Source organism: Pseudomonas laurentiana (assembly GCF_014648275.1).
In the GTDB taxonomy this organism is placed as follows: domain Bacteria; phylum Pseudomonadota; class Gammaproteobacteria; order Pseudomonadales; family Pseudomonadaceae; genus Aquipseudomonas; species Aquipseudomonas laurentiana.
This window is the reverse complement of record NZ_BMQU01000011.1, coordinates 37,871-52,966: the sequence shown is the minus strand read 5'-3', so window position 1 is coordinate 52,966 and position 15,096 is coordinate 37,871. Positions and strand designations below refer to the sequence as shown.

Annotated in this window: 13 protein-coding genes; 6 read left to right on the top strand and 7 right to left on the bottom strand. The window is 59.9% G+C overall.

The annotated features are described in order from the left end of the window. Positions 1-39 precede the first annotated feature (39 nt). From IE038_RS13090 to IE038_RS13060, 7 genes are all read right to left on the bottom strand, one after another. Positions 40-1,050 carry a chemotaxis response regulator protein-glutamate methylesterase gene (locus IE038_RS13090; RefSeq protein ID WP_163934296.1) on the bottom strand — a complete coding sequence of 337 codons (1,011 nt, stop codon included), beginning with the start codon at positions 1,048-1,050 and terminating at the stop codon, positions 40-42. Beyond that, complete coding sequence (locus tag IE038_RS13085; protein WP_163934300.1) at positions 1,047-3,362, bottom strand: hybrid sensor histidine kinase/response regulator; 2,316 nt, start codon at positions 3,360-3,362, stop codon at positions 1,047-1,049. Before IE038_RS13085 ends, IE038_RS13090 begins: the two co-directional genes overlap by 4 nt. Then, on the bottom strand, positions 3,359-4,027 hold the full coding sequence (locus tag IE038_RS13080) for a chemotaxis protein CheW (RefSeq protein WP_189395745.1): 669 nt from the start codon (positions 4,025-4,027) through the stop codon (positions 3,359-3,361). Before IE038_RS13080 ends, IE038_RS13085 begins: the two co-directional genes overlap by 4 nt. Beyond that, positions 4,024-5,274 (bottom strand): CheR family methyltransferase, encoded by a 1,251-nt coding sequence (locus IE038_RS13075; RefSeq protein ID WP_163934302.1) that lies wholly within the window; start codon positions 5,272-5,274, stop codon positions 4,024-4,026. The genes IE038_RS13080 and IE038_RS13075 overlap by 4 nt, the downstream gene beginning before the upstream one ends. After that, positions 5,271-5,798 (bottom strand): chemotaxis protein CheW, encoded by a 528-nt coding sequence (locus IE038_RS13070; protein ID WP_163934305.1) that lies wholly within the window; start codon positions 5,796-5,798, stop codon positions 5,271-5,273. Before IE038_RS13070 ends, IE038_RS13075 begins: the two co-directional genes overlap by 4 nt. Positions 5,799-5,805: 7 nt before the next feature. Continuing rightward, positions 5,806-7,428, bottom strand: a complete 1,623-nt coding sequence (locus IE038_RS13065) for a methyl-accepting chemotaxis protein (RefSeq protein ID WP_163934308.1) — start codon at positions 7,426-7,428, stop codon at positions 5,806-5,808. A 135-nt stretch (positions 7,429-7,563) separates the two neighbouring features. After that, positions 7,564-8,247, bottom strand: a complete 684-nt coding sequence (locus IE038_RS13060; RefSeq protein ID WP_163934312.1) for a tellurite resistance TerB family protein — start codon at positions 8,245-8,247, stop codon at positions 7,564-7,566. A gap of 166 nt (positions 8,248-8,413) precedes the next feature. Between IE038_RS13060 and IE038_RS13055 the strand changes: the two genes are divergently transcribed. From IE038_RS13055 to IE038_RS13030, 6 genes are all read left to right on the top strand, one after another. After that, positions 8,414-9,325 carry a LysR family transcriptional regulator gene (locus tag IE038_RS13055; RefSeq protein ID WP_163934315.1) on the top strand — a complete coding sequence of 304 codons (912 nt, stop codon included), beginning with the start codon at positions 8,414-8,416 and terminating at the stop codon, positions 9,323-9,325. Positions 9,326-9,456: 131 nt separating this feature from the next. After that, positions 9,457-10,920 (top strand): gamma-aminobutyraldehyde dehydrogenase, encoded by a 1,464-nt coding sequence (locus IE038_RS13050; protein ID WP_163934318.1) that lies wholly within the window; start codon positions 9,457-9,459, stop codon positions 10,918-10,920. Between the two features lie 89 nt (positions 10,921-11,009). Next, complete coding sequence (ydcS, locus tag IE038_RS13045) at positions 11,010-12,161, top strand: putative ABC transporter substrate-binding protein YdcS (protein WP_163934321.1); 1,152 nt, start codon at positions 11,010-11,012, stop codon at positions 12,159-12,161. Between the two features lie 143 nt (positions 12,162-12,304). Continuing rightward, positions 12,305-13,345: an ABC transporter ATP-binding protein gene (locus IE038_RS13040; protein WP_163934324.1), complete on the top strand. Its 1,041-nt coding sequence runs from the start codon at positions 12,305-12,307 to the stop codon at positions 13,343-13,345. Between the two features lies 1 nt (position 13,346). After that, positions 13,347-14,297: an ABC transporter permease gene (locus IE038_RS13035; RefSeq protein WP_189395744.1), complete on the top strand. Its 951-nt coding sequence runs from the start codon at positions 13,347-13,349 to the stop codon at positions 14,295-14,297. After that, positions 14,287-15,093 carry an ABC transporter permease gene (locus tag IE038_RS13030; protein WP_189395743.1) on the top strand — a complete coding sequence of 269 codons (807 nt, stop codon included), beginning with the start codon at positions 14,287-14,289 and terminating at the stop codon, positions 15,091-15,093. Before IE038_RS13035 ends, IE038_RS13030 begins: the two co-directional genes overlap by 11 nt. The last annotated feature ends 3 nt before the right edge of the window (positions 15,094-15,096 follow it).

The following is a 15,096-nucleotide window of genomic DNA, read 5'->3' as shown; positions in this document are numbered from 1 at the left end:
GGCCTCTGCCGGCCAAACGGCCCGCGTCAATAAATAGTGTCATTTTGAAAAAAGTTCCAGCAGTCGGGGAGCAATGCGCTCCAGCGAACGAATCTCCACCGCCGCATCAATGGCCGCAGCAGCCTTGGGCATGCCGTATACGGCACTACTTTGCTGATCCTGGGCAATCGTCAGAAAACCTTGCTGGCGCATCAGCTTCAACCCCTGGGCACCATCACGTCCCATACCGGTCAGCAACACACCGACCGCATCACCACGCCAGAACCGTGCCACACTCTCGAAGAACACATCGATCGAGGGGCGATAGATCTCGTTCACTGGCTCAGCGGTATATCCAAGGGTGCCATTGCTCAGTAGCCGAATATGGTGGTTGGTTCCTGCCAACAGTACCTGGCCGGGCTGGGGGGGCTCGCCCTCGAGTGCCAGGCGTACGTTCAACCCCGACGCACTCGCCAGCCATTCAGCCATGCCAGCCGCAAACACCTGATCGACATGCTGAACCAAAACGATCGCGGCGGAAAAGTTGCGAGGCAGGCCCTTGAGTAACACCTCCAGCGCAGCCGGACCACCCGCCGAAGAACCGATTGCAACCAGCCTCTGACGTTGCACCGCATCGCGCAAGGGAGCATTCAGCGGCTGCAAGGCGGCATTACGCTGGCCGATCAACCAACTGATGTTGAGGATTTTGCGTAGCAGCGGTGCCGCGGCCTCCCTGGGATCGCTACCGCCCAAGGCTGGCGTATCGACCACATCAAGGGCGCCATACCCCATCGCCTCAAAGACCCGATGCACATTCTGTTTGCGGTCGACCGTGACGATGACGATGGCGCAGGGTGTCTCGGCCATGATCCGCCGCGTGGCCTCGACACCGTCCATCACCGGCATGATCAGGTCCATCAGGATCAGGTCCGGGAGCAGTTCAGTGCAGCGCTGTACCGCCTCGGCACCGTTACTGGCCACCCAGACAACCTGATGCGAAGGCTCGAACGCCAGGGCTCGGCGCAAGGCCTCAACTGCCAGCGGCATATCGTTGACAATGGCGATTTTCATCCCTGTGCTCCCCCGATCAGTTCCACCACGGCATCGATCAAGGCATCATCGTGAAAGCTGGCCTTTGCCAAATAGTAGTCGGCGCCAGCATCAAGTCCACGGCGGCGATCCTCTTCACGGTCCTTATAGGACACCACCATCACGGGCAGGGACTGCAATCGATTGTCACGGCGCAGCAGGGTAACCAGCTCGATACCGTCCATGCGCGGCATGTCGATATCGGTGATGAGCAAATCGAAGTCCTCGCTGCGCAGCGCGTTCCAGCCGTCCATGCCATCCACCGCCACAGCAACTTCATAGCCTTGATTGCTCAGTAGCTTGCGCTGTAGCTCACGCACGGTCAGCGAGTCATCGACCACCAGAACGCGCTTGCGCACGCTGTTGCTGACAACCCCCCGACCACGCTCAATACGCTCCAGGCTGCCGGTACTGAGCAGCTTTTCAACCGAGCGCAGCAGGTCCTCCACATCAATGATCAGTACCACCGATCCATCATCCAGCAACGCACCGGCGGAGATGTCCTGAACCTTGCCCAAGCGGGCATCGAGCGGCATCACCACCAAAACCCGCTCACCGACAAGACGCTCGACCGCAACCCCATAGAGCGTTTCACGCTCACGGATCACCACCACCTTGATGCATTCCCCATCGGCAGGGCTGGTTGGGCGATTAAGCAGCTGGCTGGCCGCAACCAGGCCAATATGCCGTCCCTCATGCCAGAAGTGCTGACGCCCGTCGATCTGCACGACCGACTCCGTTGGCAACTCCAGCGTACGTTCGATGTGGGCCAGGGGGAAGGCGTAGGCCTCCCCTCCCACTTCAACCACAAGGCTGCGCACCACGGACAAGGTCAGTGGAACCTCAAGATGGAAACAACTGCCCTGGCCGCTGACCTGGGTCAACTCAATTGATCCGCGCAGTTGGCGGACCATGTGTTGCACGGCATCAAGCCCCACCCCACGGCCAGAGATTTCAGTGACGGTATCGCGCAAACTGAAGCTCGGTAGAAAGAGGAAGGTCAGCAGTTCGGATTCGCTCATCTGCGCCACTGTCTCCGCGGGGGACAATTGCCGCTCGACAATCGAATGACGCAAGTGCTCCAGGTCCACCCCGGCGCCATCGTCACGCAGTTCCAGCACCAACAATCCCGCCTGATGCGAAGCACGAAGACGGATTCGGCCTTCCATCGGCTTACCTGCCAACAGGCGCTGCTCAGGCGTTTCGATACCGTGGTCAACGGCGTTGCGCAACAGGTGCGTCAGTGGCGCCTCGAGCCGCTCGAGGACATCGCGGTCAACCTGTGTCTTTTCGCCTTCGATCTCTAACCGCACCTGCTTGTTCAGCGAGCGCCCGAGATCACGCACCATGCGGCTCTGCCCCGTCAGCACGTCGGCGAAAGGACGCATGCGGCAAGCCAACGCCGTATCGTAAAGCAGCTGTGCACGCTGGCTGGCCTGCCAGCCAAATTCGTCGAGGTCGGTTGCCTGTTGCAGGAGAATCTGCTGAGTTTCACCCAGCAGGCGTTGAGCCAACGTCAGCGCTTCTTGCACTTCAGGGCTCTGACCGCTGGCTTCCAACTGATGCTTCAGGCCATCAAGGGCTCGAATACTCTGACTCTGCATGCGCTTGAGGCGCTGTAGTGTGGCCAGGTAGGGCTTGAGCCGCTGAGTCTCGACCAACGACTTGCTGGAGAGGTCCAGCAAGCTGTTCAGGCGCTCGGCCGTTACCCGCAAGACGCGCTCCGTGCCTTCACTGCTGCGCTTGCTCCGCCGCGTGCTGACCGGCACGGCAATAACGGGCTCTTCCAGTGCTATCAATGCCTCGGGCACCTGTTCAGGCGGGCTCGGCGGCACAACCGGCAACGGCGCCGGTATGCTGACAACAGGGGCGCTGGGCTCAGAAGACACGGGAGCTGTGGCTGTGGCCGGATCAAGCAGAACCGCCATCTGCACCAGAAACGCCTGAACCGCAGCCTCAACCGAAACATCGCCGGGCGTGGCGATACGCATCAACAGGTCAGTACCCTGCAGCAAGGCGTCGATATGCTTCGGGCGCAGAAACAAGCGCCCTTCCTGAGCACCGACCAGGCAATCCTCCATGACATGGGCAACACTGACACCGGCATCGACCCCAACGATGCGCGCAGCACCCTTGAGCGAGTGCGCCGCACGCATGCAGGCTTCCAGTTGATCCGCCTGCCGGGGATTACGCTCCAGTGCCAGCAACCCGGCACTGAGCACCTGGGTCTGCGCTTCAGCCTCAAGGCTGAACAGTTCGAGCAACGACGCATCACGCATTTGCTCTGGGGTCATGAGAGGCTCCGGCTCACAGCAGACAGCAATTGTTTTTCATCCAATACCCGCACCGTCCGCCCACGCCATTGCAGAACGGCCTCGGTAAAGCGTTCCTCGGCCGAGCTGCCCTCAGTCAACCGGGACAGCTCAAGCGCGTGAATGCCCTCTACCTCATCGACCGGCGCCACGACGGAGCCGCCTTCAGCCGCGAGGATCAACATACGTGGCACCACACGCGATGAAGTAGAAGCCGGCGTCTCGCCTTCAAGCCCAAGCAAATGGCCCAACGACAGACATGGCACCAATGCACCTCGCACATTGGCAACACCTTGCAATACCCGGGAACGCTGGTGCGGCAGGGAATGTACTGATTGCAGCGGGGCGACCTCGACCAGGCAGCGCGATGCCAAGGCCAGCCACTCATCACCCAGTCGAAACAGCAGCAAGGAACGCGTCGGGCCACTGTTCTGGACAACCTCCGCCTGCCGATGCATTTCCTGGGAAAGGGCATAACGGTCAAGCAAAAGCGTTGCAGCATCCGCATAAACCGCGCAATTACGGCAATGAACATGTTCGGCCAGCAGCGAACACTGCTTGTCGCCATGAACACCTATGCGATTCCAACAATCGTCGATACTTGGCTGGTCGCTGGCAATCACATCCCATGCGTTACCCTGGCTCATCGTTCAGGCTCCCGTTCCAACCTCACCGCTCGTGCCTGTAACCGACGCGCACCGACAAGATCACCTTGGGAGGCCAACAACGCCGCCAGGTGAGCCAGCGCTTCAGGGTGCTGCGGCTCCAGATAAAGCGCCTTACGGTAGTGCCGTACGGCGTCGGCGCTATCGCCCGCAGTATCGCCAAGCAGACCCAGCCAATAGAACACCTGAGCGCAAGGCTCATGCTCGCGCAAGTAACGCTCACACGCGGCACGCGCCTGCACACTGCTGCCACTGTTGGCCAACTGGGCAATCTGCTCCAGCAGTTGCGCAGCAGTTCCAGTATTGGCAGAGGGCTGTGGCTTGGACTGAAACGCCGTAAAAGGCCGCCGCACAGGCTCCTGCACCGGACGCGGCGCAACCGGGGGTATCGGTTTCAACACCACCACAGGTTTGCTGACTGGCGCTTCCACTGGCTCCTGACGGACATAGGCAAATGATTGAGGAATACCCAAGGGGCGCATCCCCAGGCGCGCCAGCAGGCTGCCCTCGGCGGGTCCGATAAACAACACACCCTCGTCATGGGTCAGGCTTTTCAGCACTTCAAAAACCCGTTGCTGCGTGGGCACATCAAAGTAGATCAACAAATTACGGCAGAAAACGAAGTCGTAGGCGCCTTCACGCGTGCGCAGCATGGGGTCCAGCACGTTACCAACCTGCAAATTGACCTGCTGGCGCACGCGCTCGTCCAGTCGCTGCCCTTCGGCGCACTCACTGAAATGCACCTGACGAAACGCCTGCTGCAGGCCACGAAACGAATTTCGGCCATAAACCGCATGCTTGGCCCTGGCAATAGAGCCGCTACTGATGTCGATGCCATCAACACGAAACGCCGCCCCAGAGACACCGGCATCCAGCAATGCCATGGCGATGGAGTACGGTTCCTCGCCGGTAGAACACGGCAAACTGAGAATTCGCAGCGGTCGGCTACCCGCCAGCACGGCCAATCGCTTGAGCGCCAGGCTGACCAACGCGGCAAACGATTCCGGGTAGCGAAAGAACCAGGTTTCCGGAACGATCACCGCCTCGATCAGCGCCTGTTGTTCCTGGCTCGACTGCTGCATTTGCAGCCAATAGTCGTCCAGATCACGCGCCGAAACGGCAGCACAACGCTGATGCAACGCGCGCTCGACCATTGGCGCCCCTACCGAGGCGACATCCAGGCCAATACGCTCCTGGAGAAAGCGGAAGAACCGTTGCTCGCTGCTCATGCCAGCTCCCCGCCCGAATCGGCTGCCACCGGGAACAGCAACTGCCGAACTTCATCGCTCAACAACGCCTGAACCCCGATCCATTGCAGCAAGCCCTGCGCATCCTCGCGCACAGGCCCCAGGTAAGGCGCCTCAGTGTTATCCAGGCCATAAGGGAGGAATTCTTCAGGGGCGCAACGCAAGGTGTTACTGGCCTGCTCCAGAATCAGCCCCAACAACAGATCTGGCCGCTCGGGGTCGACACGGTAATGCACCAACACCAGCCGGGTACTGGTACGCGTCGCGGCAGGTTGGCCGAAGCTCAGCGCGCCAACATCAATCACCGGAACCAGATCGCCACGATGGGCCAGCACCCCGGCGACCCACTGTGGTGCCTGCGCAATAGGCTTGAGTGGCAAACGTGGCAACACCTCAACCACGTCATGAGTGTCGAGGGCAAAGCGCTGATCGCCAATGCGAAACAAGAGAAAAAGTTTGCCCTTGTTGGCCGCATCCATGCTGCTGTGTGGCGGAAGGTCGTTCATTGGCGTGTCAGACTTTGAACCGTGAAACGCCGCCACGCAGTCCGCTCGCGACCAGACTCAGTTCATCAATGGCAAAACTGGCCTGGCGCAGCGACTCCACCGTCTGGCTGCTGGCATCACCCAACTGAACCAACGCATGATTGATCTGCTCGGCGCCGGTGGCCTGGGCCTGCATGCCTTCATTGACCATCAATACACGCGGTGCAAGGGCTTGAACCTGCTGAATGATCTGAGTGAGTTGCTCGCCTACCTGCTGCACTTCGAACATGCCGCGGCGCACTTCCTCGGAGAATTTGTCCATGCCCATGACGCCCGCCGAAACCGCCGACTGGATTTCCCGCACCATCTGCTCGATATCGTAAGTTGCCACGGCGGTCTGATCTGCCAGGCGGCGGACCTCCGTAGCCACCACCGAAAAGCCCCGGCCATACTCACCAGCCTTCTCGGCTTCGATCGCCGCATTGAGCGACAGCAGGTTGGTCTGGTCGGCCACTTTGACGATGGTCACGACCACCTGATTGATATTGCTGGCCTTCTCATTGAGGATCGACAGCTTGTTGTTCACCAGATCGGCAGCGCCCATGACCTGATGCATGGTCTCTTCCATACGGGCCAGGCCCTGTTGCCCAGAACCCGCCAGAACGGAGGCTTGGTCAGCCGCGCTGCTCACCTCGGTCATGGTCCGAACCAGATCACGCGAGGTTGCTGCGATTTCCCGTGAGGTAGCACCAATTTCAGTGGTGGTCGCTGCGGTTTCCGTAGCGGTTGCCTGCTGCTGCTTGGAGGTGGCGGCAATTTCAGTGACCGAGGTGGTCACCTGCACCGAAGAACGTTGCGCCTGGGAAACCAGATTGGTCAGCTCACCCATCATGTCGTTGAAACCGGTTTCCACTGCGCCGAACTCATCCTTGCGGTGCAGGTTCAGCCGCACACTGAGGTCACCAGTGCGCAACATATCCAAAGCCCGAACAATCAGTTGCATCGGCGTACTGATCGCACGCATCAGTACCAGACCGCAGACGATGGCAGCCACAATCGCCATCAACAACGAGATGATCATGCTGATCTTGGCGCTTGCCACAGCATTGACGATCGACGAGGTCGCATCTTCGGCCATGTGACGGTTGTTATCGATCAAGGCGCTCAGGCTTGTCCGACCATTCATCCAGGCAGGCGTCAGCTCTTGCTCCAATAGCCGCTGGGCTTCCGGGTAGTTTTTACTGCGGTAAGCTTCAAGCACCTTGTCCAGTGCCTGTCGATACACTTGCTCAAGGCCCATGAATGCCTCAAAGCTGGCCTTGTCCTCGGCGTCCTTGATGGTCGTCTGGTAATTGGCCATTTGTTGCTTCACGCGCTCATCGAAGCTCTTGTAAAGCGCCATGTCAGCACTGCTCAATTCACGGTTTGCGCTCAATCCAACCAACTGCTGGGTCGTCACATAGCTATCGACCCAGGCGCTTCGAATCATTGAGCTGTAATAGATACCGGGAATGCTATTGGTACGCACATCCTCCTCACCAGACTCGATCGTGACCAAGCGTGAATAGGCAGCAACCACCATCAGCGACATGATGGCGATAATCACGGCGAAACTCGCCAGGATCCGTTGGCGCAGCGTCCAATTCTTCACAGTCAGCCCTCAAGTGTTCTACGCGAGCGGAAAAATGGGCGGATTATAGCCCGCCCCTCGTCGCTTTGCGGCTGACATAGCGCATGGAATGCGCTGAAAACCATAAATAATGGCAATTAGCCCATATTTTTGACTTCAGGCCTGGCGAACCTGTGCCTCCAATGCCTGTTTCAATGCCGGGTCCAGGCGTAATTGCCTGGCCAACTCATCCAGATAGGCACGCTCCATGAAATGCGCCTCATCCACCAGCATGACACTGGCAATGTACATTTCAGCAGCCATTTCCGGGGTACTGGCTGAACGCGCGACATCGGCCGGATCAAGGGGCTTGTTCAGCTCGGCATGCAACCAGTGCTGCAGCTCCTGATCGGACGTCAGTTTGACGAACTCGCCCTCGATCAATGCGCGTTCGCGTTCGTCGACATGCCCATCGGCCTTGGCCGCCGCCACCAACGCCTTGAGAATGGCCTGACTGTGCTGCTCAACCTGTACAGGGGGCAAACGGTCCAGGGTCTGCGGCTCGCCCTGCGGCGCCGACGCCTGGCTGGCCTGCCAGTTACCATAGGCTTTATAGGCCAGCACGCCCAATGCAGCCAAACCGCCATAGGTCAGGGCCTTGCCACCATACTTGCGAGCCTTCTTGTTACCCAGTAGCAAACCCATGGCACCGGCCGCCAGCGCCCCACCCCCGGCCCCCGAAAGCAAGCTGCCCAGCCCACCGCCCTTCGCGGCCTTTCCGGCAGCGGCATTACCAGCCTGGTTCTGCAACAGGTCCTTGCCGGACTTGAGGAGTTGATCAAGCAAGCCACGGGTATCCATTTACAACCTCCACGGGGGTAAAAAACTGCCATCCAGATTAAGCCGATGGGCTTCCCCGCACAGGGACGTATTTGCTTCCAGATGTTGCTCCCGCGACAACACCTTCCCATTGATAAAAACGATATAGACTCAAAGCACCCACAAAAAACTCATAAAAGCCCACACCATGATGACCTTGCGCCAGATCCGCCATTTCATCGCTGTTGCTGAAACCGGGTCCATTTCCGCCGCGGCTCAAACCGCGTTCATTTCTCAATCGACCCTGACACTGGCGATCCAGCAGTTGGAGCAGGACATTGGGGTCAGCCTGTTCAATCGACATGCCAAAGGGATGACGCTGACCCACCAGGGGCATCAGTTCCTGCGCCAGGCCCACTTGATCCTCGCCACTGTCGACAATGCCAAGCGCAGCCTGCAGCAAAGTACCGATCAGGTTGCCGGGCAACTGACCATTGGCGTAACCAGCCTGGTCGCCGGCTACTACCTGGCCGACCTGCTGACGCGCTTCCAGCGGGCCTATCCGAATGTCGATATCCGAGTCACCGAGGACGAGCGTCCCTACATCGAGCACCTGCTGGTCAGCGGTGAAATTGATGTCGGAGTATTGATCCTGTCCAACCTCGAAGACCGCCTGGCGTTGCAGACTGAAGTCCTCACTCACTCGCCTCACAGGCTCTGGTTACCGGCACGTCACCCCCTGCTCGAGCACGACAGCATCAGCCTGGCCGACGTCGCCTGCGAACCACTGATCCAGCTCAACGTCGATGAAATGGAACGTAATGCCCAGCGTATCTGGGCAGGTGCCGGCCTGCAGGCCAACATCAGTCTTCGCACGGCGTCCACCGAAGCGGTACGTAGCCTGGTGGCCGCAGGCCTGGGGGTTTCGATACAGCCAGACATGACCTATCGCCCTTGGTCACTGGAGGGCGACATTATCGAGGCCCGCCCCTTGGCCGACCTCAACCAGACCCTTGACGTTGGACTGGCGTGGCGCCGAGGTACGGCAAGGCCAGCCCTGGTCGACCCCTTCCTCACCGTGGCACGCGAACAACCCTCCGGACGCAAGCCATCTATTTAATCGAACGCAGCCTTCAGTATTTAGAATTTGTCGACCTAGCTCATGGCCACTAGTCTCTCTCTCGACGAGCACAAAGAACCATGGCTTCCCTGAGGAGCACTTGGCATCGCTAGAAAAAGAGAACTCGCAACATGGCTGGCACGCACCCGACTCAACTGCTCACTCATCTGCTGATTGACGGCGAACTGGTGGCTGGCCTTGGCCGGGAAGAAGCCATCATCAACCCTGCCACCGGCGAGGTGCTGACCCGGGTTGCCGACGCCAGTACCGAACAGGTCGAACACGCCATTCAGGCCGCTCAACGTGCCTTTGCAGGCTGGGCCCGCACAACGCCACAACAACGTGCCAGTGCCCTGCTCTCGATTGCTGATGCCATCGAAGCACAGGCAGACCTGCTGGCGCGCCTCGAAGCCTTGAACTGCGGAAAACCCCTGTATTTGGCTCGCCAGGATGACCTGACGGCCGCCATTGATGTGTTTCGTTTCTTTGCCGGGGCCGTACGCTGCCAGACCGGTCAACTGGCCGGTGAGTACCTGCCCGGCTATACCAGCATGGTGCGCCGCGACCCTCTGGGCGTGGTCGCCTCCATTGCACCGTGGAACTACCCGATCATGATGGCCGCCTGGAAGATCGCGCCTGCGCTGGCGGCCGGTAACACCCTGGTGTTCAAACCCTCCGAGCACACCCCCTTGTCGATTCTGGCACTGGCGCCGGCCTTGGCCGAGCGGCTGCCGCGTGGGGTGCTGAACATTGTCTGTGGTGGCGGCGAAGGGGTTGGCAGCCACTTGGTCAGCCACCCGGCAGTACGCATGGTGTCGTTGACTGGCGATATCGTCACCGGCCAGAAAATCCTCCAGAGCGCCGCCAAGACACTGAAACGCACACACCTGGAACTGGGCGGCAAGGCGCCGGTGATCGTCTGCAACGATGCCGACCTCAAGGCTGTCGTCGAGGGTGTCCGCACTTACGGCTACTACAACGCAGGCCAGGACTGCACCGCAGCCTGTCGCATCTATGCGCAAGCCGGAATCCATGATCGGCTCGTCGCCGAACTCGGCAGCGCCGTGTCCAGTGTCCGCTTTGCGGGCAAGCGCGATGCAGACAACGAGATCGGTCCACTGATCACTACCCGCCAGCGCGACCGGGTAGCGAGCTTCGTCGAGCGCGCCCTGAGCCAGCCCCATATCGAACGAGTCACCGGTGCTGCGGTGCATTCCGGGCCAGGCTTCTATTACCAACCGACCCTGCTGGCCGGCTGCAAGCAAACCGACGAAATTGTCCAGCGTGAAGTTTTTGGTCCGGTGGTGACCGTCACCCGTTTCGACGAGCTGTCCCAGGCCGTGGACTGGGCCAACGACTCCGAATACGGCCTGGCCTCCTCGGTATGGACACAGAACCTGGATAAAGCCCTGCACGTCGCGGCACGGCTGCAGTATGGCTGCACCTGGATCAACAGCCACTTCATGCTGGTCAGTGAAATGCCTCACGGCGGCCTCAAGCGCTCCGGTTACGGCAAGGACTTGTCCAGCGACTCACTGCAGGACTACAGCGTGGTCCGGCACATCATGGCCCGTCACCGCGAACCATGGGGTTAGACACGCATAACCGCACTACGCTTATAAGAAGTAGATCAGATAGCGCCTTCACTACTGCCCCGACCATAACTTAAAGAAGAGGGATAACCATGTTCGTGAACAAGACCGCAGTGTTCAGTTCCTTGGCTACCGCGCTGCTGGCCAGCGCCAGCCTGCAAGCGGCAGAACCGCTCAAGGCTGTTGGCGCAGGTGAAGGCCAACTGGATATCGTCGCCTGGCCCGGTTACATCGAGCGCGGGGAAAGCGACAAGAACTACGACTGGGTAACCGGCTTCGAGAAAGAGACCGGATGCAAAGTCAGCGTGAAAACTGCCGCGACCTCCGACGAGATGGTCAGCCTGATGGCCAAAGGCGGTTACGACCTGGTCACCGCGTCAGGCGATGCCTCACTGCGCCTGATCGTTGGCAAACGCGTGCAGCCGATCAATACCGCACTGATCCCCAACTGGAAGAACCTCGATCCGCGCCTGAAGGATGGCCCGTGGTATGTGGTCAACAAGCAGGTTTATGGCACACCGTATCAATGGGGTCCGAACGTGCTGATGTACAACACCAATGTGTTCAAGCAGGCCCCGACCAGTTGGAGCGTGGTGTTCGAGCCACAGAACCTGCCAGACGGCAAACCCAACAAGGGCCGCGTCCAGGCCTACGACGGCCCGATCTACATTGCCGACGCAGCGCTCTACCTGAAATCGGCCAAACCGGAACTGGGCATTCAGAACCCGTACGAACTTACCGAAACCCAGTACAAGGCTGTGCTCGACCTGCTGCGCCAGCAACAACCGTTGATTCACCGCTATTGGCATGACGCAACAGTACAGATGAGCGACGTGAAGAACGAAGGCGTGGCCGCCTCCAGCTCTTGGGGGTATATGGTCAATGGCCTGAAAGCCGAGAAACAACCGGTGTCTTCGGTCATTCCCAAAGAAGGTGCCACGGGCTGGGCCGATACCACCATGCTGCATGCCGAGGCCAAGCACCCTAACTGCGCCTACAAGTGGATGGACTGGTCATTGCAACCGAAGGTCCAGGGCGATGTCGCCGCCTGGTTCGGCTCGCTGCCTGCTGTGCCGGCAGCGTGCAAGGCCAGCGAACTGCTGGGCGCAGAAGGTTGTGCGACCAACGGTTTCGACCAGTTCGACAAGATCGCTTTCTGGAAGACCCCACAGGCCGAGGGTGGCAAGTTCGTACCTTACAGCCGCTGGACTCAAGACTACATCGCGATCATGGGCGGTCGCTGACGCCCTCGGGAACCGACACTGCCGACGCAGCTGACATGCTGCTGTCGGCAAGGCCGGTTCCCTGAGAGACACCTTACATCGATTTCAGCAGTCCAGGCGTTGGGCGCGCTGCGCGCCCCTACGCCTATTCGGAGCACCGCACCATGACGCTTGCAGTCCAGTTCACCCACGTTTCCCGTCTGTTCGGTGAGGTGAAGGCCGTAGACCGGGTTTCCATTGATATTCAGGACGGCGAGTTTTTCTCCATGCTGGGCCCGTCCGGCTCAGGCAAGACCACATGCTTGCGGCTGATCGCCGGTTTCGAACAACCCAGTGCCGGCTCGATTCGCATACACGGCGTCGAAGCTGCGGGCCTGCCGCCCTACCAGCGTGACGTCAACACCGTGTTTCAAGACTATGCCCTGTTCCCGCACATGAACGTGCTCGATAACGTTGCCTACGGTTTGAAGGTCAAGGGCGTCTCCAAAACCGAGCGCCACGCCCGCGCAGAAGAAGCCTTGGCCATGGTCGCCCTGAGCGGCTACGGTGCACGCAAGCCGGTGCAACTGTCAGGCGGTCAGCGCCAGCGCGTGGCCCTGGCCCGCGCCCTGGTGAACCGACCACGGGTGCTGTTGCTCGACGAACCCTTGGGCGCCCTCGACCTGAAGCTGCGTGAACAAATGCAGAGTGAGCTGAAGAAGCTCCAGCGTCAGTTGGGCATTACCTTCATCTTCGTCACCCATGACCAGACCGAAGCACTGTCAATGTCTGATCGCGTCGCCGTGTTCAATCGTGGGCGCATCGAACAGGTCGATACCCCACGCAATCTCTACATGCAGCCAGCCACCACATTCGTTGCCGAGTTCGTCGGCACGTCCAACGTGGTCCGTGGCGAACTGGCCCAACAGCTCAATGGCAGTAGCCTGCCGTTCTCGATTCGCCCCGAACATATCCGCTTCGGCGATGGCCCTTTGGCGGGCCATGAGGTGCAGGTCAGCGGGCTGCTCCATGACATTCAGTATCAGGGCAGCGCCACCCGTTACGAGTTGATGCTGGACAGCGGTCAAACCTTGGCCGTGAGCCAGGCCAACAACCAGTGGCAAACCCAAGCACTGACCTATCAGCCAGGCCAGCGCCTGACCGCTCGCTGGGCGCGCGAGGCCATGACCGCCCTGCAGGAAACCGCGTTGCATGAGGGGCAGTAACATGAGCCTGACCCTGGACAAACAGGCGCCCGCACAGAGCGACTCCGTGCTTCGCCGCTTCTCCAACCTGCTTTACCGGCGCCCGAACCTGTATCTGGCATTACTGCTGGTACCGCCACTGATCTGGTTCGGGGCAATCTATCTGGGTTCACTGCTGACGTTGCTCTGGCAAGGGTTCTACACCTTTGACGACTTCACCATGGCAGTCACCCCGGAGCTGACCCTGGCGAACTTCGCCGCCCTGTTCAACCCATCCAACTTCGACATCATCCTGCGCACACTGGGCATGGCCATTACGGTTTCACTGGCCAGCGCGGTCGTGGCGTTCCCTATCGCCTACTACATGGCACGCTACACCAGCGGCAAGACCAAGGCGTTTTTCTACATTGCCGTGATGATGCCCATGTGGGCCAGCTACATCGTCAAGGCCTATGCCTGGACACTGCTGCTGGCCAAGGGCGGGGTTGCCCAATGGTTTGTTCAACAACTGAACCTGGAGCCGGTGCTGCATGTCATTCTCGGTATTCCCGGCATTGGCGGCAGCACCCTGTCGACCTCGCATCTGGGCCGTTTCCTGGTGTTTGTGTACATCTGGCTACCGTTCATGATCCTGCCGATCCAGGCATCACTGGAGCGCCTGCCCCCCTCATTGCTGCAGGCCTCGGCGGATCTGGGTGCCAAGCCTCGCCAAACCTTCATGCAGGTCATCCTGCCACTGTCGGTGCCGGGCATTGCCGCCGGTTCGATCTTCACCTTCTCGCTGACCCTGGGCGACTTCATCGTGCCGCAACTGATCGGCCCACCCGGTTACTTCATTGGCAGCATGGTGTATGCCCAGCAGGGCGCTATCGGCAACATGCCGATGGCCGCAGCCTTTACCCTGGTGCCCATCGTGCTGATTGCTATCTACCTGTCCATCGTCAAACGACTGGGGGCCTTCGATGCACTCTGATAAAGCGTCCCTGGGCCTGCGTCTGGCCGCCTGGGGCGGGCTAGTGTTCCTGCACTTCCCGATCCTGATCATCTTTATCTACGCCTTCAACACTGAAGACGCTGCCTTCAGCTTTCCACCGCAGGGCTTCACCCTGAAGTGGATCAGCGTGGCGTTCTCCCGCCCTGACGTGCTGGAGTCGATCAAGCTCTCGTTGCAGGTCGCCTGCATGGCGACGCTGATTGCCTTGGTACTGGGCACGCTGGCTTCGGCAGCCCTGTACCGACGCAGCTTCTTTGGCAAGGAAAGCATCTCGCTGATGCTGATCCTGCCGATTGCCCTGCCCGGGATCATCACCGGCATCGCCCTGCTCTCCGCCTTCAAGCGCCTGGGTATCGAACCGGGTGTGTTCACCATTGTCGTAGGCCACGCCACCTTCTGCGTGGTGATCGTCTACAACAACGTCATCGCGCGCCTGCGTCGAACCTCACAGAGCTTGATCGAAGCGTCCATGGACCTGGGTGCCGATGGCTGGCAGACCTTCCGTTTCATCGTCCTGCCGAACCTGGGCTCGGCCCTGCTGGCTGGCGGCATGCTGGCCTTTGCCCTGTCGTTCGATGAAATCATCGTCACCACCTTCACCGCCGGCCATGAGCGCACGCTGCCGATCTGGTTGCTCAATCAGCTCAGTCGGCCCCGCGATGTACCTGTTACCAACGTGGTGGCGATGCTGGTAATGCTGGTGACCATGCTGCCGATCCTTGGCGCCTACTACCTGACCCGCGGCGGCGAAAGCGTTGCCGGCAGCGGCAAATAACTC

Excerpts from the sequence above, each read along its gene's own strand:
- IE038_RS13090 (WP_163934296.1), bottom strand. The coding sequence starts at position 1,050 with ATGAAAATCGCCATTGTCAACGATATGCCGCTGGCAGTTGAGGCCTTG.
- IE038_RS13085 (WP_163934300.1), bottom strand. The coding sequence starts at position 3,362 with ATGACCCCAGAGCAAATGCGTGATGCGTCGTTGCTCGAACTGTTCAGC.
- IE038_RS13080 (WP_189395745.1), bottom strand. The coding sequence starts at position 4,027 with ATGAGCCAGGGTAACGCATGGGATGTGATTGCCAGCGACCAGCCAAGT.
- IE038_RS13075 (WP_163934302.1), bottom strand. The coding sequence starts at position 5,274 with ATGAGCAGCGAGCAACGGTTCTTCCGCTTTCTCCAGGAGCGTATTGGC.
- IE038_RS13070 (WP_163934305.1), bottom strand. The coding sequence starts at position 5,798 with ATGAACGACCTTCCGCCACACAGCAGCATGGATGCGGCCAACAAGGGC.
- IE038_RS13060 (WP_163934312.1), bottom strand. The coding sequence starts at position 8,247 with ATGGATACCCGTGGCTTGCTTGATCAACTCCTCAAGTCCGGCAAGGAC.
- IE038_RS13055 (WP_163934315.1), top strand. The coding sequence starts at position 8,414 with ATGATGACCTTGCGCCAGATCCGCCATTTCATCGCTGTTGCTGAAACC.
- IE038_RS13050 (WP_163934318.1), top strand. The coding sequence starts at position 9,457 with ATGGCTGGCACGCACCCGACTCAACTGCTCACTCATCTGCTGATTGAC.
- ydcS (WP_163934321.1), top strand. The coding sequence starts at position 11,010 with ATGTTCGTGAACAAGACCGCAGTGTTCAGTTCCTTGGCTACCGCGCTG.
- IE038_RS13040 (WP_163934324.1), top strand. The coding sequence starts at position 12,305 with ATGACGCTTGCAGTCCAGTTCACCCACGTTTCCCGTCTGTTCGGTGAG.
- IE038_RS13035 (WP_189395744.1), top strand. The coding sequence starts at position 13,347 with ATGAGCCTGACCCTGGACAAACAGGCGCCCGCACAGAGCGACTCCGTG.
- IE038_RS13030 (WP_189395743.1), top strand. The coding sequence starts at position 14,287 with ATGCACTCTGATAAAGCGTCCCTGGGCCTGCGTCTGGCCGCCTGGGGC.